Source organism: Microbacterium sp. NPDC096154 (assembly GCF_040302945.1).
GTDB lineage: Bacteria > Actinomycetota > Actinomycetes > Actinomycetales > Microbacteriaceae > Microbacterium.
Genome location: NZ_JBEOSM010000009.1, coordinates 75,063 through 91,478 on the forward strand (window position 1 = coordinate 75,063; position 16,416 = coordinate 91,478).

14 protein-coding genes are annotated in these 16,416 nt (G+C 73.2%); 10 read left to right on the forward strand and 4 right to left on the reverse strand.

The genetic code is table 11. The features are described 5' to 3' along the window. Nucleotides 1-225 precede the first annotated feature (225 nt). On the reverse strand, nucleotides 226-552 hold the full coding sequence (locus ABTW64_RS12875) for a DUF4229 domain-containing protein (protein ID WP_350623026.1): 327 nt from the start codon (nucleotides 550-552) through the stop codon (nucleotides 226-228). 85 nt (nucleotides 553-637) lie between these two features. Here ABTW64_RS12875 and ABTW64_RS12880 point away from each other — a divergent pair, with 85 nt between their 5' ends. The 5 genes from ABTW64_RS12880 to ABTW64_RS12900 all read left to right on the forward strand — a co-directional run bounded on the left by ABTW64_RS12880 (nucleotide 638) and on the right by ABTW64_RS12900 (nucleotide 6,158). Then, on the forward strand, nucleotides 638-1,057 hold the full coding sequence (locus ABTW64_RS12880; RefSeq protein ID WP_350623028.1) for a PLD nuclease N-terminal domain-containing protein: 420 nt from the start codon (nucleotides 638-640) through the stop codon (nucleotides 1,055-1,057). Next, the gene (gene menD, locus ABTW64_RS12885) at nucleotides 999-2,753 is read left to right on the forward strand and encodes a 2-succinyl-5-enolpyruvyl-6-hydroxy-3-cyclohexene-1-carboxylic-acid synthase (protein ID WP_502892340.1); all 1,755 of its coding nucleotides are present in this window, start codon (nucleotides 999-1,001) and stop codon (nucleotides 2,751-2,753) included. Before ABTW64_RS12880 ends, menD begins: the two co-directional genes overlap by 59 nt. Nucleotides 2,754-2,795: 42 nt before the next feature. Then, nucleotides 2,796-3,662: a polyphosphate kinase 2 family protein gene (locus tag ABTW64_RS12890; protein WP_350623030.1), complete on the forward strand. Its 867-nt coding sequence runs from the start codon at nucleotides 2,796-2,798 to the stop codon at nucleotides 3,660-3,662. A 61-nt stretch (nucleotides 3,663-3,723) separates the two neighbouring features. Then, nucleotides 3,724-4,875, forward strand: a complete 1,152-nt coding sequence (locus tag ABTW64_RS12895; protein WP_350623032.1) for a glycerate kinase — start codon at nucleotides 3,724-3,726, stop codon at nucleotides 4,873-4,875. 26 nt (nucleotides 4,876-4,901) lie between these two features. Continuing rightward, nucleotides 4,902-6,158 carry an FAD-binding protein gene (locus tag ABTW64_RS12900; protein ID WP_350623034.1) on the forward strand — a complete coding sequence of 419 codons (1,257 nt, stop codon included), beginning with the start codon at nucleotides 4,902-4,904 and terminating at the stop codon, nucleotides 6,156-6,158. 104 nt (nucleotides 6,159-6,262) lie between these two features. Here the strand turns inward: ABTW64_RS12900 and ABTW64_RS12905 are convergent, their stop codons facing one another. Then, nucleotides 6,263-7,555, reverse strand: a complete 1,293-nt coding sequence (locus ABTW64_RS12905; RefSeq protein WP_350623036.1) for an isochorismate synthase — start codon at nucleotides 7,553-7,555, stop codon at nucleotides 6,263-6,265. A gap of 217 nt (nucleotides 7,556-7,772) precedes the next feature. On the opposite strand from ABTW64_RS12905, the gene ABTW64_RS12910 reads away from it, so the two are divergent. From ABTW64_RS12910 to ABTW64_RS12925, 4 genes are all read left to right on the forward strand, one after another. After that, a complete protein-coding gene (locus tag ABTW64_RS12910) occupies nucleotides 7,773-8,312 on the forward strand; it encodes a DUF402 domain-containing protein (RefSeq protein WP_350623038.1) in 540 nt (179 codons plus the stop codon). Then, the gene (locus tag ABTW64_RS12915; protein WP_350623040.1) at nucleotides 8,309-9,100 is read left to right on the forward strand and encodes a demethylmenaquinone methyltransferase; all 792 of its coding nucleotides are present in this window, start codon (nucleotides 8,309-8,311) and stop codon (nucleotides 9,098-9,100) included. Before ABTW64_RS12910 ends, ABTW64_RS12915 begins: the two co-directional genes overlap by 4 nt. A 14-nt stretch (nucleotides 9,101-9,114) precedes the next feature. Continuing rightward, entirely contained in the window at nucleotides 9,115-10,155 is a 1,041-nt protein-coding gene (locus tag ABTW64_RS12920) for a polyprenyl synthetase family protein (RefSeq protein ID WP_350623261.1), read from the forward strand. A gap of 100 nt (nucleotides 10,156-10,255) precedes the next feature. Continuing rightward, nucleotides 10,256-11,629, forward strand: coding sequence for an FAD-dependent oxidoreductase (locus tag ABTW64_RS12925; RefSeq protein ID WP_350623042.1), 1,374 nt, complete (start codon nucleotides 10,256-10,258; stop codon nucleotides 11,627-11,629). A gap of 161 nt (nucleotides 11,630-11,790) precedes the next feature. Here ABTW64_RS12925 and ABTW64_RS12930 read toward each other — a convergent pair whose 3' ends face one another. Continuing rightward, the gene (locus ABTW64_RS12930) at nucleotides 11,791-13,341 is read right to left on the reverse strand and encodes a DEAD/DEAH box helicase (protein ID WP_350623044.1); all 1,551 of its coding nucleotides are present in this window, start codon (nucleotides 13,339-13,341) and stop codon (nucleotides 11,791-11,793) included. A gap of 246 nt (nucleotides 13,342-13,587) precedes the next feature. Beyond that, nucleotides 13,588-15,246, reverse strand: coding sequence for a glycoside hydrolase family 13 protein (locus ABTW64_RS12935; RefSeq protein WP_350623046.1), 1,659 nt, complete (start codon nucleotides 15,244-15,246; stop codon nucleotides 13,588-13,590). A 116-nt stretch (nucleotides 15,247-15,362) separates the two neighbouring features. Here ABTW64_RS12935 and ABTW64_RS12940 point away from each other — a divergent pair, with 116 nt between their 5' ends. Further along, nucleotides 15,363-16,358 carry an alpha/beta hydrolase gene (locus ABTW64_RS12940; protein ID WP_350623048.1) on the forward strand — a complete coding sequence of 332 codons (996 nt, stop codon included), beginning with the start codon at nucleotides 15,363-15,365 and terminating at the stop codon, nucleotides 16,356-16,358. Nucleotides 16,359-16,416: the final 58 nt, after the last annotated feature.

The window sequence follows — 16,416 nt, forward strand, 5'->3', positions numbered from 1 at the left end:
GTGTTCTGGGGTTGCCGAGCCGAGTGCACACCAATGTGGGTGTGTTCTGGGGTTGCCGAGCCGAGTGCACACCAATGTGGGTGTGTTCTGGGGTTGCCGAGCCGAGTGCACACCAATGTGGGTGTGTTCTGGGGTTGCCCGGCCGAGTGCACACCAATGCGCGTGTGTTCTGGGGTCCAGGCGAGTGCACACGCAAATTGGTGTGCAGCCGGGCGGGGTGGGGCGTCAGGGCTGGTCGCCGCGCATGGCGCGCTCGTTGGCCTCGTCTTCGAGCTGGTCCTCGAGCTCGCGCTCGGTCTGGGCGCGCGGGCGCGGAGCGCCGGAGGTCTCGGCCGCCGCCCGGCGAGCCGCCAGCGACTGCGACACCTCGCCGAGGGGACGGCGCAGGAACAGCACCGAGATGCTCAGTCCGATCAGCGCGGCGAAGACGGCGGCGAGCCACCACAGGTCGTGGAACGCCGGCAGCAGCATCATCAGCCCGAAGGGCACCAGGAACGCCGCGAGGCGCAGCACCGCATAGACGACGAACGACAGACCGGCTGAGTTCTTCACCCCTCGAGTCTAGATTCGCGACCTGAGCGCGCACCCGGCGGGCGGCGCCCATCCCGTGCATAGGCGGCACGCCTAGGATGAGGTGGTGGCACGCCTTCTCATCGTCCTCGGCATCGCCGCCGCGGTCTTCTGGGTCTTCAGCATCGTCGACTGCGCGGTGCAGCCTCCCGCGCGCCACCGCGGCGTCTCCAAGGGCGCCTGGATCGCGATCGTCGTGCTGATCCCCGTACTGGGCGGCATCCTGTGGTTCGTGCTGGGCCGCGCGCGGCCGCAGGCGCCGGGCCGCGTGATCGCGCCCGACGATGACCCGAACTTCCTCGGCACCCTGCGCGCGCCGAGCGATCAGGATGAGCGCATCCGGCTGCTCGAGGAGGAGCTGGCGCGTCTCGACTCCGAAGGCGACGACCCGCGCACCCGCCCGGACCAGGCCGAGCCGACGGCGCCGGATGACGACGAGCCCGGTGCCGACGACGACCCCCGCGGCCGCCGCGGCGGGGCGCTCTGACGTGACGTCGCCCGCCGGCGCGCACGCGCCGCTGGCCTCGCCCGCGAGCGAGGCGGCAGCCGCGCTGCTCGACGAGCTCGTCGCCCTCGGCGTGAGGCACGTGGTCGTGAGCCCTGGCTCGCGCTCGCAGGCGCTCGCCCTGGCCGCTGCGGCGCTCGAGAGGGTCGGGCGCATCCGGCTGCACGTGCGCATCGACGAGCGCGTCGCCGGATTCACGGCGCTCGGCATCGGCCGTGAGACGCGGCGGCCCGCGGCGGTGATCTGCACGTCGGGCACCGCGGTGGCCAACCTGCTGCCCGCCGCCCTGGAGGCTTTCCACGCCGGCGTTCCGCTGCTGCTGCTCACCGCCGACCGGCCGCCCGAGCTGCGCGGCGTGGGCGCGAACCAGACCACGACGCAGCCGGGGCTGTTCCCCCACGCGCTGTTCGCCGACGATCTGCCGGTGCCCGAGGGCGCCGCGGGCGAGCTCGCACGCGTCCGGCGCACTGCCGCTGAGGCGTTCGCGCGCGTGACCAGCGGACCCGTGCAGGGTGTGGGGCACCTCAACCTGCCGTACCGCGAGCCGCTCGCGGGCACGCTGCCCGACTGGTTCACCGCCGGCGAGACGCGAGCGGTGCCCGGCGACTGGCGCATCCGCTGGCACGATCCGCGGCCGCTGGCGCGGGGGCCACGCACGGTCGTGATCGCCGGAGCCGACGCGGGCGCCGACGCCGAGCAGCTGGCTCACGAGGGCGGATGGCCGCTGATCGCCGAGATCGTCAGCGGCGCCCGCTTCGGCCGGCAGGTCGTGCACGGCTACCGCGCCCTGCTGCGCGACCCCGACCTGGGCGGGCGCGTCGAACGTGCGATCGTGCGGGGGCATCCGACGCTGTCTCGCGAGGTGACCGCGCTGCTGTCGCGTGCCGATGTCGAGGTGATCGCGGTCGAGGGGCCGGGGGAGCCGCTCAACCTGAACCGCGCCACCACGCATGCGGCCGCCGTGGCGGTCGCGCCGGGCGAGACGGATCGCACGTGGCTCGGCGAATGGATGCGCGCATCCGCGGCGCAGGCCGTGGACCTGGATGCCCCCGCGCCGGATCTCGACGGCCTCACGTCGACCGAGCCGCGCACACGCGCCCACGCCGTGGCGGCCGAGCTCGCGGCGGTGCGGCGTCCGCTCGACCGCGAGCAGCTCGTCGCCGCCGTGTGGGCGGCGACGTGGCCGCACGACCGGCTCGTGTTCGGGTCGTCCCGGCTCGTCCGTGTGGCCGATGCGGTGCTGCCGGGCAAGCGCGTGCCCGTGCACGCCAACCGCGGCCTCGCGGGCATCGACGGCACGATCGCCACGGGCCTGGGCATCGCGCTGGCGAGCCAGGCGGACGGTCGCCCGGGCGTCACGCGCATCCTGCTCGGAGACCTGACGCTGCTGCACGACGTCGGCGCGCTGCTGCTGCCGGTGTCGGAGGACGAGGCGCGCATCCAACTCGTGGTGGGCAACGACGGCGGCGGCACGATCTTCGACGGCCTGGAGGTCGCCCGCGTGGCGTCGCCCGACGACATGGCGCGGGTGCAGTACACGCCCCAGGCGGTCGATCTCGCGGCGCTCGCTCAGGCCTACGGGTGGGAGCACACGCGGGTGACCACGCGGTCGGCGCTCGACCAGGCGCTGATCGCTCCCGGCGCGCGGCGCATCATCGAGGTTCCGCTCGACCGGTGACATCCGCCCGCCCCGGAGGAGGCGGCCTGCTAGAAAAGGCCCATGAGCGCCAAGAGTCAGGCCAAGTGGACCGAAGACGCCCTGCGTGCCCTGCGGGTCGACCGGGGGTTCCGGCTCGCCGACATCGACCCCGAGTCGACGCCCGGATACTCCGGCGACAAGGCCGACGGCACGCTCGACCTCGCCGCGGGCCTGGACCAGCTCGCCGAGTATCAGGAGCGCCTCTACGCCGCCAGCCGCGGCGGCGTCGCGAAGGACTCGGTGCTGCTCGTGCTGCAGGCCATGGACTCGGCGGGCAAGGGCGGCATCATCCGGCACGTCGTGGGCGGAGTCGACCCCCAGGGCATCCAGCTCGCGGCGTTCAAGGCGCCGACGGAGGAGGAACTGGCGCACGACTTCCTGTGGCGCGTGCAGAAGCGCGTGCCGGGGCCCGGGCTCATCGGCGTCTTCGACCGCTCGCACTACGAGGACGTGCTGATCGGCCGCGTGCGCAGGCTCGCCGACCCGCAGGAGATCGAGCGCCGCTACGGGGCGATCGTCGACTTCGAGCGCCGGATGGCCGAGTCGGGCACGCGCATCATCAAAGTGATGCTGCACATCTCGCCCGAGGAGCAGGGCGCCCGGCTCATGGAGCGTCTCGAGCGGCCCGACAAGCATTGGAAGTACAACCCCGGCGACGTCGACGAGCGCGCCAAGTGGCCGGCGTACATGGAGGCGTACCAGGTGGCGCTGAGCCGCACGTCGACGGACGACGCGCCCTGGTACGTCGTGCCGGCGAACCGCAAGTGGTACGCGCGCCTGGCGGTGCAGGCCCTGCTGCTCGAGACCCTGGAGTCGATCGACCCGCAGTGGCCGGTCGCCGACTTCGACGTCGAGGCCGAGAAGGCCCGCCTGCGCGCGACGCTGTAGTCGCCGGACGCGGTCTCGCCCGAGCACGACCCCGCCGCGGGGGCGGGCCTAGGCTGGGCGGGTGGGCACTCGCGTCGTGATCGCGCCCGACGGCTTCAAGGGCACCGTCGGGGCCGCCGACGCGGCACGCGCGATCGCGGACGGCTGGCTCGCCGTCGAGCCCGGAGCCGACGTCGTGCTGCGCCCCATGGCCGATGGCGGGGAGGGCACGCTGGAGGCGTTCGCCGGCGCGTTCCCGGATGCGCGCCGGATGCCGCTGCGCGTCACGGGCCCGGCGGGTGCTCCCGTGGACGCCACGTGGCTGCTGCTGCCGGCCGACGAGGCGACGCCCGGCGGCACCGGCGTCGTGGAGCTCGCATCGACATCCGGCATCGAGCTGCTGCACGGCGACCTGCGGGGGCGGGATGCCTCGACGCTCGGCTTCGGGCAGGCGATCCGCGCCGCGCTGGATCATGGCGTCTCGCGGCTGATCCTCGGCATCGGGTCCAGTGCCTCCACCGACGGCGGGATCGGCGCGCTCACGGCACTGGGCGCGCGCTTCACCGACGCGTACGACGTGTCGGTGCCTCCCGGCGCCGCCGGGCTCGACGAGCTGGGCAAGGCCGACCTGACGCGCCTGCGTCCGGCGCCGGCCGGGGGCGTGCTCGTGCTGACCGACGTCACGAACCCGCTCACCGGCACGCAGGGGGCCGCGGCCGTGTTCGGGCCGCAGAAGGGGCTCGACGCGGACGCCGTCGCGCGGGCCGACGCGGGCCTGAGCCGGCTTGCGAAGCTGCTCGCGGCGGATCCGGACGCGGCGGATCCGGACGCGGCGGATCCGGACGCGCCGGGGGCCGGCGCGGCGGGGGGTACGGGTTTCGCGCTGCTCGCCTGGGGCGCCCGCCTCGTGGGCGGCGCAGCCGAGATCGCGAAGCTGACGGGACTGCGCGATGCGGTCGCCGCGGCGGATGTCGTGGTCACGGGCGAGGGGTCGTACGACCGGCAGTCGGCGGCCGGCAAGACGACGGGCTATGTCGCGGAGCTCGCGCGCGCCGCCGGCGCGCGCGTCGCGCTGGTCGCCGGGCGCATCGGGGACGATGCCGACACGTCCGGCCTCTCGGCCGTGTCGCTGACGGCGCTCGCCGGATCGGCCGAGGCCGCGATGCAGGATGCCGACCGCTGGCTGCGCGCGGCGGGGGAGACGCTGGCCCGCGAGGGGAAGGATACCCGATAGGGCTGACCAACAGGGGGCTGACCAACATGGGGCTGACCAACGTGGAGCTGACCAACTGGGCGGGCAACGTGCGTTTCCGCGCGAGCCGCATCGCGACGCCGCGCACCGTGGACGACGTGCGCGACATCCTGCGCGGTCCAGGGCCGGTGCGCGCGCTCGGCACGGGACACTCGTTCAGCCTGATCGCCGACACCGACGGCACGATCGTCTCGACCGCCGGGCTCGACGCGGCATCCGCGATCGATCCGGACGCCCGCACGGTCACGGTCGGCGCGGGCGTGCGCTACGGACATCTGGCGCGGGAGCTGGAGGCGGCGGGGTGGGCACTGGCGAACCTGGCGTCGCTGCCGCACATCTCGATCGGCGGCGCCATCGCCACGGGCACGCACGGATCGGGCGACGCCGTCGGCACCCTGTCGTCGGCGGTCGCGGCGCTCGAGCTGGTGACCGCGACCGGCGACATCCTGACCCTGCGGCGCGGCGACGCGCAGTTCGACGCGGCGGTGGTGTCGCTGGGTGCGCTGGGCATCGTGACGTCGGTCACGCTCGACATCGAGCCGTCGTTCGAGGTGCGCCAGCGGCTCTACGAACGGCTGCCGCTCGAGACCGCGCTGGCGCACTTCGACGCGCTGACGGGCGCCGCGTACAGCGTCAGCCTGTTCCTGCGCTGGACCGATCCGGATGTCATCGACCAGGTGTGGACCAAGTCGCGCGACGGGCGGGCGCCCGCGATTCCGGGAGAACCGGCCCCCGCCGCCGAGCCGCTGCACATGCTGGCGGGCGCGTCGCCGGATGCCTGCACACCGCAGCTGGGACAGCCCGGCAGGTGGCTCGACCGGCTGCCGCACTTCCGCCTCAGCCACACGCCCTCCAGCGGCGCGGAGCTGCAGTCGGAGCACCTCGTGCCACGGCGGCACGCGGTGGCGGCGATCCGGGCCGTCCGCGAGCTGGCCGACGACATCGCGCCACTCATCCAGGTGACCGAGATCCGGTCGATGCGCGCCGACCGGCTGTGGCTGAGCCCGGCGTACGACACCGACGCCGTGGGGCTGCATTTCACCTGGCTGCCGGACCAGCCCGCGGTGGAGGCCGTGGTGGCGAAGATCGAGGCGGCCCTGGCACCGTTCGCCGCGCGCCCGCACTGGGGCAAGCTCTCGACCATGGATGCCGCCGGCCGCGCCGCCGTGTGGCCGCGGCTCGCCGACTTCGCCGCGCTCGCCCGTGAGCTCGACCCGGCGGGCCGCATGCGCAACCCGTACCTGTCGTTCCTCGACGAGCTGTAGCGGGCGCCGACGCCTGGGACCGGGGGCACCCACCCGGGCGAGGCGCCCGCCGAGGCGAGGCGCCGCCGGGCGAGGCGCCCGCCGGGAGGGGCGCCGAGCGCGCGTCAGTTCAGGCTGTCGACGATGGGGCGGAACTTCACCCGGGTCTCGAGCAGCTCGGCTTCGGGCACGCTTCCCGCCACGATGCCCCCGCCGGCGTGGGCCGTGACGGCACGCGTGCCGTCCGGATCGATGCGCCATCCCCCGTCGATCGACTCGCCGGGCACGCCGAACTGCGCGCAGCGCAGGGCGATGGCCCACTCGCCGTCGCCATCGCCGTCGATCCATCCGACCGGGCCCGCGTAGCGACCCCGATCGAAGGGCTCGATGCGCCGGATGGCCGCCATGGCGGCATCGCGCGGGGTGCCCGCGACGGCCGCGGTGGGATGCAGCGCGCGCACCATGTCGAGGGCGGTCGATCCGTTCGACAGCGTGCCCTCGACGTCGGTCGCGAGATGCCAGAGGTTCGGCAGCTTGAGCGTGAACGGCTGCTCGGCGGCGGCCAGCGCCGACGTGTGCGGACGCAGCGCATCGACCACCGAGCGCACGGCGTACTCGTGCTCGTCGACGTCCTTGGGGTTGGCGGCGAGCTCGGCGATGATCGCGGTGTCCTCGTCGGCATCGGCCCCGCGCGGCCGGGTTCCGGCGAGCACCCGGGCCGTGACCTCGCCGCCGCGCACGGTGACGAGGGTCTCGGGGCTGGCGCCGATGATGCCCTCGACGGCGAACGTCCACGTGTCGGGGTAGCCGCTGGCGAGCGCCCGCACGAGGCGCCGCAGGTCGGCGGCGACCGGCACGGTTCCCGCGATGTCGCGTGCGATCACGACCTTCTTCACCTCGCCCGCCTCGATCGCCGCGAGCGCAGCGCGCACGGCCTCGCCATGGGCGGCGGGGTCCATCCTGCCCGGTCCGAGCGTGGCCGACCAGTGCGGCCCGTACGGGGTGGGCGACGGCTCCTCGTCGGCGCCGAACGCGCGGGGAGAGCGGATGCGGGTGAGCCAGGATCGCCCGCCGCGCCGGCCCAGGATCAGCGACGGCACGGTGAGCGTGCTGCGCAGCTCGGAGGCGTCATCGAACGCGAAGGCGCCGAAGGCCACGAGGCCCGTGCCGGGCAGGCGCACCTGGTCGTCGACGTCCGCGGCCGCCATGATCTCGCGCCATGCGGCCGCGATGCGCTCGAGCCGGTCGGGGCCGTCGACATCCATGCGCAGCACCTCGGTGCCGGATCCCACCAGGATGTCTCCCCGCCGCTGCCAGACGAGGGGCCATGCCGGGCTGGCCCAGAGCAGCGGATCCTCGACCGGATCGATCTCCCGGGTCTCCACGATCAGACGCGGGACACGGCGGGAATCGCTCACCCGACCAGTCTAATTCGGCGGGCGCTTCGCCCCGGCGCCTGCCCGCCCCGAGTGCACACCAATGTTCGTGTGTACTGGGGCCGGCTGCCTGCCCGCCCCGAGTGCACACCAATGTTCGTGTGTACTGGGGCCGGCTGCCCGCCCGCCCCGAGTGCACACGCACTTCGGTGTGCAGTCGAGAAGGAGCCGGACGGCGGCGCGGGCATAGGGTCGAGGGATGCGCCACGTGCCCGGAACCACGCTCGCCTTCCGCTGGAGGAAGTGGGACGGGTCGCCGCACTGGCAGCACGAGTGCGTGTACCTCGGCGCGGACGAATACGGCGACTGGGTCGGGCAGCGGATCGGATCGCGCAGCTTCCGTCCCGGGCGCGACGTCACGCTGCGCTCGACGAGCGTCATGATGCTGCCCCACGACCGCCAGGACTTCGTGCTCACGGTCAACGACGCCCCGCAGGTGACGCGCGTCTACATCGACGTGGCATGGGATGCCGGCTGGGGCGACGACGGCCTGCCCACCGCGATCGACATGGACCTCGACGTCGTGCGTCGCCTCGACGAGCGCGGCGTCTACATCGACGACGAGGACGAGTGGGAGGAGCATCGCGTGCGCTACGGCTATCCCTCGCGCGTGATCGAGATGCTCGAGGCCACCGCCCACGAGCTCGAGGCGCGGGTGCGAGCGTTCGAGGCGCCGTTCGACGACGCCACCGCCGACCGCTGGCTGGCCGTGCTGGCCCGCCTAGACTCGAACGCGTGACCCGCGACGACCGACCCGCCCCCAACCGCGCCGACCTGGGCAAGGACCCGGATCGCGTGAGCGGGATGTTCGACCAGGTCGCCGCGAAGTACGACGTCACGAACACGGTGCTGAGCGTGGGCAACGACCGCCTGTGGCGCGTCGCCACCACGCGCGCGGTGACCCCGCGCCCGGGGGAGCGCATCCTGGATCTGGCCGCAGGCACCGGCGCGTCGTCGATCTCGCTCGCCCGGTCGGGCGCCGCCGTGGTCGCGGCCGACTTCTCGCCCGGCATGATCGCCGAGGGCCGCCGTCGGCACGGCGACGTGCGCAACCTCGAGTTCGTGGAGGCCGACGCCACGGCGCTGCCGTTCGGCGACGCCGAGTTCGACGCCGTGACGATGTCGTTCGGTCTGCGCAACGTCAAGCAGCCCAAGAAGGCGCTGGCCGAGCTGCTGCGCGTGACGAAGCCGGGCGGACGCCTCGTGATCTGCGAGTTCTCGCACCCGCCCGTGGCGGCGTTCCGATCGCTCTACCGCTTCTACAACGACCGCGTGCTGCCGCGCGTGGCCCGCCTGGTGTCGTCCAACACGGAGGCCTACGACTACCTCAACGAGTCGATCAGGCACTGGCCCGATCAGCGCACGCTCGCATCCTGGATCCGCGACGTCGGATGGACGGATGTCGCGTACCGCGACCTGACCTTCGGCATCGTCGCGCTGCACCGTGCGACGAAGCCGGCGGACGCCGCGGCGGACGGGTCGGCGGCGCATCCTGCCGACGAGCCCGCCGGTAGGCTGGACGCGTGACCCCCAGTCCCTCCATGGCGAGCCGTTACGGCCTGAGCGATCGGATGTTCGCGGGTCCCGGCGCCAAGCGGCTCATCGGCGTGATCGAAGGCGGCCTCGAGCAGGTCGAGCGCCGACTGTCGGATGAGCTGCGCTCCACCGACTCGCTGGTCGACGCGACCAGCCGCTACCTGTACGAGGCCGGCGGCAAGCGCGTGCGGCCGATGCTCACGATGCTCGCGGCGCAGCTGGGCGACGGCATCGTGCCCGACGTGGTCGACGCCGCCACGGCCCTTGAGCTGACTCACCTCGGCTCGCTGTACCACGACGACGTCATGGACGGCGCGGACCGCCGTCGCGGCGTCGCGAGCGCGCACCGCGTGTGGGGCAACAGCATCGCCATCCTGACCGGCGACCTGCTGTTCTCGCGCGCGAGCCAGATCATGGCGCGCCTCGGCGAGCGGGCGATGGCGCTGCAGGCCGACACGTTCGAGCGCCTGGTGCTCGGCCAGATGCACGAGACCGTCGGCGCGCAGCCGTCCGACGACCCGATCGAGTTCTACATCCAGGTGCTCGCCGACAAGACCGGATCGCTCATCGCGGCCTCGGTGCAGGCGGGGGCGATCTTCTCGCACGCCGACCGCGCGTATCACGAGCCGCTGCGCCAGTACGGCGAGAAGGTGGGCGTCGCGTTCCAGCTGCTCGACGACGTGATCGACCTGTCGGCCGACCCGGGGGAGACGGGCAAGGTTCCGGGCACCGACCTGCGCGCGGGTGTGCCCACCATGCCGTACCTGCTGCTCGCGCGGTCGGGTGATGCCGGGGCCCGCGCCCTGACGGAGCGCATCGACGCCGGGGTCGCGCGCATCGGCGAGGGCGAGGATCCGGAGATCCTCGATGCGCCGCTGGCCGAGTTGCGCGACCACGAGGCCACCGCGCGCACGCGCGAGCTCGCGCTCACCTGGACGCGTGAGGCGATCGACGCCCTCGCGCCCCTGCCGCAGGGTCCGAGACACGGCGGCGTGCGCGAGGCGCTCACCCGCTTCGCCGAGTCGCTCTCGGGCCGCAGCAGCTGACGACGCATTCCCCGCTGTCCCGCCGGAAGGGGATCCGCCCAGGATCTCCCGGCAGACTCGGGAAGATCCACGAAAGGCCTAACCGGCTGAAAGGAAAGTCATGACCAAGCTGAGGCTGGCCATCGTCGGTGCGGGACCCGCCGGCATCTACGCCGCGGACATCCTGCTCAAGGCCGAGAAGCAGTTCGACGTCTCGATCGACCTGTTCGAGCACCTGCCCGCGCCGTACGGGCTCGTGCGCTACGGGGTCGCCCCCGACCACCCCCGCATCAAGGGCGTGATCGGTGCGCTGCGCGAGGTGCTCGACCGCGGCGACATCCGCATCTTCGGCAACGTGCGCTTCGGCGAGGACATCACGCTCGACGACCTCAAGCGCCACTACAACGCGGTGATCTTCGCCACGGGCGCGGTGCGCGACGCCGACCTGAACATTCCCGGCATCGACGCCGAGGGTTCGTTCGGCGCGGCCGACTTCGTGAGCTGGTTCGACGGCCACCCCGACGTGCCGCGCACGTGGCCGCTGACCGCTCCGTCGGTCGGGGTGATCGGCAACGGCAACGTCGCGCTCGACATCTCGCGCATCCTCGCCAAGCATGCGATCGACCTGCTGCCGACCGAGGTGCCGCAGAACGTGTACGAGGTGCTGGAGGCGTCGCCCGTCACGGATGTGCACGTGTTCGGCCGCCGCGGTCCCGCCCAGGTGAAGTTCACGCCGCTGGAGCTGCGGGAGCTCGGCGAGCTGCGCGACGTCGACATGGTCGTCTACGACGAGGACTTCGACTACGACGAGGCGTCCAAGGCCGCGATCGAGACCAACAAGCAGGTCAAGGTGATCGACCGCGTGCTGCAGTCGTGGCGTCAGCGTCCCTCCGCGAACAACGCCGGCGGCACGGCGTCGCGCCGCCTGCACCTGCACTTCTGGGCCAAGCCCGTCGAGGTGAAGAAGGACGCCGAGGGCCGTGTGGCCGCGCTGGTGTACGAGCGCACGAAGCCGGATGGCCAGGGCGGCGTCGTCGGCACAGGCGAGCTGCGCGAGGTGCCCATGGGCCAGCTGTACCGCGCGGTGGGCTACTTCGGATCGCCGCTGCCGGGCGTGCCGTTCGACGAGCGGCACGGCGTCATCCCGAACCACGAGGGTCAGGTGCTCGCGCAGGACTCGAACGACCGCATGCCCGGCATGTACGCGACCGGTTGGATCAAGCGCGGCCCGGTCGGACTCATCGGCCACACCAAGTCCGACGCCATGGAGACCATCCAGCACCTGGTCAACGACCAGGGCTCGTGGTGGCAGCCCGAGGATCCGTCGGAGGCCGCCATCCCGGCGCTGCTCGCCGAGCGCGGGGTCGCCTGGACCGACCTCGAGGGCTGGCACCGCCTGGACGAGCACGAGGTCGCGCTGGGCGCTCCCGAGGGCCGCGCCCGCGTCAAGGTCGTGCCCCGCGACGAGATGGTGAAGATCTCACGCGGCGAGTGAGTCGCTGACACCGCGAGAGCCCGGTCCCTGGAGGGGGCCGGGCTCTCGCCGTCTGCGCCGGATCACATCCACCCGGTCCGGATCACATGGGGCGCGTGAGGCCACGCCCGGATGGATGCGGCCTCACGCGCCGGATGTGATCTCGTGCGCCGGATGTCGCGTCAGCGCGCGGTGCCCGGGGCCGAGGCGCGGCGCGGCCCGCGGCGGCGCTGCGGCTGGGGCGTCGGGGTGGCGGAGCCGCCGTGCGCGGGGCGCTGCGCCGGCTGGCCCGTGGAGGTGCTGAACATCGGGGTCGAGCCGCCGGACGTGCGCGCCGAGCCGCCGGACGTGCGGGCCTGCCCGCCGCGACCGCCGCGACCGCGGCCCTGGCCCTGGCGGGCCTGACCGCCGCCCGTGCCGCCTCCCTGGCGCTCGTCGCGGGCGGCGCGCTTGCGGCGCGCGTTGGCACCCTGCGACTGGCCGCCGCCGGTCGAGCCGGGCGCCGGCGCGTTGCCCACGCCGGGGCCGCCCGCCTGCGGCGCGACGCGCTCGGCGACCTCGCCGATCAGCTCCACGACCTGGGGGCTGGTCACCGTGACGGCCTGCGGCTTGGCCTGGATCGCCGCCCGGCGCAGCAGGATCTCGGTGTCCTTGCGCTGCGAGGGCAGCATGAGCGTCACGACGTCGCCCGCCGCGCCGGCGCGCGCCGTGCGGCCCGAGCGGTGCAGGTACGCCTTGTGCTCGGCCGGCGGATCGACGTGCACGACGAGGTCGATGCCGTCGACGTGCACGCCACGGGCGGCCACGTCGGTCGCCACGAGCACCTTCACGGCGCCCGACGAGAAGTCGGCCAGGTTGCGGTCGCGCGCGTTCTGCGACAGGTTGCCGTGCAGGTCGACCGCGGGGATGCCGGCTGCCGTCAACTGACGGGCGAGCTTCTTGGCCTGGTGCTTGGTGCGCGTGAACAGGATGCGCCGCGCCGTGCCGGATGCGAGCGCCTTCACGAGCTCGGTCTTGGCTTCGGGCGAAGCGGCCTCGAACACGTGGTGCGTCATGGCCGCGACGGGCGACTCGGCGGAGTCGATGGCGTGGCTCACCGGGTCGGTCAGGAACTTCTTCACGAGCTTGTCCACGCCGTTATCGAGCGTGGCCGAGAAGAACATCCGCTGGCCCCCGGCCGGGGTCTTCGACAGCAGGCGCGTGACGCCGGGCAGGAAGCCGAGGTCGGCCATGTGGTCGGCCTCATCCAGCACGGTCACCGCGATGCGGTCGAGGCGCACGACGCCCTGGCCGATGAGGTCCTCGAGGCGGCCGGGGCAGGCCACGACGATGTCGACGCCCTTCACGAACGCGGCCTCCTGCGGCTTCTGCGAGACGCCGCCGAAAACGGTGGTGACGTTCATGCCCGCGGCCTTGGCCAGGGGCTCGACCGTGCGGGTGATCTGGGTCGCGAGCTCGCGCGTCGGCGCCAGCACGAGCGCGGCAGGGGCACCGGGCGTGCGGCGGATGCGTGCCGCGGCGAGGCGGGCGACGAGCGGGATCGCGAACGCGAGCGTCTTGCCCGATCCGGTCTTGCCGCGGCCGAGCACGTCGCGCCCGGCGAGCGTGGAGGGCAGCGTCTCGCGCTGGATCGGGAACGGGGTCGGGCGCTCCATCGCGACGAGCGCGTCGACGAGCACGGAGGGGACGCCGAGGTCGGCGAACGAGGGGGTCTGCTGGTCAGCAGAGGTCATCTGGTGTGTTCCTTCGGATGTCCGGCCGAAAGCGCGCAGGAGCGCGGGCGCGAAAGAGCGCAGGCCGGTGGTGGCGAACTCGGCGGATGCCGGATCCGTTCGCCGCGGCAGGATGTGCGGGTCGTCAGCCGGATCATCCGGCGAGCCCTGGACTCGGAAGTCCTGTCGAGACACGACGATGCGCTCGAGATGCGAACGCACTATGACCGTAGCATCCCCAGCCCGCCGTCGGCTGTGAACCGTGGGTCAGTCCTCTGCGATCCACACCGTGGTGTCGGCGGGCAGCGCATCGCCGTCGAACGGCGTGCTGGCCACGAGCAGCCGGCCCGCCGGGAGCGCGACCGGCTCGGCTCCGAGGTTCGCGATCACCGTGACGCCGGTATTGCGGAACGCCACCGTCTGCGGCGGGAGTCCGTCGATCCACGACAGCTCTCCCGACGCCAGGGCGTGCTCCCGCCGCAGGCGCAGCAGTGTCTTGTACAGGTTCAGCGTCGAGTCGGCGTCGCCCTCCTGCTGGTCGCGCGCCAGCTCCGCCCATTCCGACGGCTGCGGCAGCCACGTCGCGCCCGTGTCGTTGAATCCGTACGCCGGCGCGTGGGCCTCCCACGGGATCGGCACACGGCAGCCGTCGCGACCGTAGCGCTCGCCGCCGGTGCGGAACCACGTGGGATCCTGGCGGGCGTCGTCGGGAAGCTCGATGACCTCGGGCAGGCCGAGCTCCTCGCCCTGGTACAGGTACGCCGAGCCGGGCAGCGCGAGCATCAGGGCCGTCGCGGCACGGCCGCGACGCAGTCCCACGGCGGGGTCGGGCTTGCCCGGCGTCTTCGGCCCGACGCCGTGACCCTGGGGATGGCCGGGTCCGAGCGCCAGCCGTGTGGCGTGGCGGACGACGTCGTGGTTCGACAGCACCCACGTCGTGGGCGCGCCGACCCCGCCGAACGCCTCCAGCGACTCCTCGATCACCTCGCGCAGGCGCGCGGCGTCCCACGGTGCCTGCAGGTACGGGAAGTTGAACGCCTGGTGCATCTCGTCGGGGCGCACCCACAGCGCGACCTCGGCCGCGGTGGGCATCCACGCCTCGGCGCACAGCGCGCGGTCGCCGTCGTACTCGGCGAGCACGCGGTGCCAGTCGCGGTAGATCTCATGCACGCCCTCCTGGCCCCAATAGGGCACGGGCTCCGTGCCGCCCATGGAGTCGGAGTCCTCGGGCGGCATGTAGTCGGGCAGCTCGTCGTGCTTCACGAGCCCGTGCGCCACATCCACGCGGAAGCCGTCGACGCCGCGGTCGAGCCAGAAGCGCAGGATGCGGCGGAACTCCTCGCGCACCTCCTCGTTCGCCCAGTCGAAGTCGGGCTGCGACGCATCGAACAGGTGCAGGTACCACTGCGGGCCGTTGGGGCCCGTGGCGTCGCCGTCGGCCTCCGTGACGCGCGTCCAGGCCGGACCGCCGAAGACCGACTGCCAGTTGTTCGGGGGCTCCTCGCCGTGCTCGCCCTGACCGTCGCGGAAGATGTAGCGCGCCCGCTCGCGGCTGCCGGGTGCCGCCTTCAGGGCCTCCTGGAACCAGGGGTGCTGGTCGGACGAGTGGTTGGGCACCAGGTCGACGATCATGCGGATGCCCCGCTCATGCGCGGCGGCCAGCATCGCGTCGAAATCGGCCAGGTCGCCGAAGAGCGGGTCGACGTCGCAGTAGTCGGCCACGTCGTAGCCCGCGTCCCGCTGCGGCGACGTCATGAAGGGCGACAGCCAGATGGCGTCGACGCCGAGCTCGCGCAACGCATCGAGCCGGGTCGTGACGCCCCGCAGGTCGCCCATGCCGTCACCGTCGGCGTCGCTGAAAGAGCGGGGGTAGATCTGGTAGATCGCGGCGGTGCGCCACCACTCGGGGGCGTGGTCGGACGTCATGGCAACGACTCTAGGAGAGACGGGATCCGGGGCGGCAGCGCTTGCCAACCCGCCGCCGGTCATGAGATAGGCCGGCGAGCGCGGGGGAGGAGGAGGGCCGTCACTAGGCTGAGGGAATGGCAGACGGCTGGATCCCCGACGTCCTCGGCGAGGGATTCGAGCAGCGCACGCTGCCGCTGGGCGAGGACGAGGAAGGGCCCGTCGCCGCGACGGTCGTGCGGCACCTGCCAGCGCCGCGCCGGTTCTGGATGCGCCGCCGCCTGCTCGAGGACGTCGACGTGCTCTACGTGCACGGCTGGTCGGACTACTTCTTCCACCGCCGCCTGGCCCGATTCTGGACGGACCGCGGCGCCCGGTTCTTCGCGCTCGACCTGCGCAAGTACGGGCGCAGCCTGCGCGAGTGGCAGACGCCGGGTTACGTCAACGACCTCGAGACCTACGACGCCGATATCCGTGCCGCGCTGCGGGCCCGCGGCTCATCGACGGGCCGCCGGCTCGTGCTGCTGGGGCATTCGACGGGCGGTCTCGTCCTGAGCCTGTGGGCGTCACGTCACCCGCGTGAGGTGGCGGCCCTGGTGCTCAACAGTCCCTGGCTGGAGTTCCAGCTCAGCGCGGTGGCGCGCGTGGCCCTCTCGCCCGTCGTCGAGCTGCGCGCCCGGCTGCGGCCGCTCGACAAGATCCGCGTCACGGATCACGGCTTCTACGCGCGGGCGCAGGAGGAGGCGGCCGATCCGGACGACCCGGTGTCGATCGACGAATCGTGGCGCCCGCCGGGCGGCTTCCCGGCCTATGCCGGATGGCTCGACGCGATCCTGGCCGGGCACACGGCGGTGTCGAAGGGGCTGGCGATCCCCGCGCCCGTGTGCATCCTGCTGTCGGCCCGCAGCACGCTGCCGGCCCGTTGGAGCGACGACCTGACGCGCTCCGACACCGTGCTCTACGTCGACGACATCGCGAGGGCCGGACTGCGGCTGGGCGCGTCGGTCACCGTGGAGCGCATCGACGGTGCCCTGCACGACGTGTTCCTGTCGCGGCCGGATGTCCGCCGCGACGCCTACGCGCGGCTCGACCGCTGGGCGCGCGGGTTCGCGGCGGCGACGCCGCGAGGGTGACATCGCCGACGGCGACCTCGGCGACCTCGGCGACCTCGGCGCGATCCAGCGGCCGCTG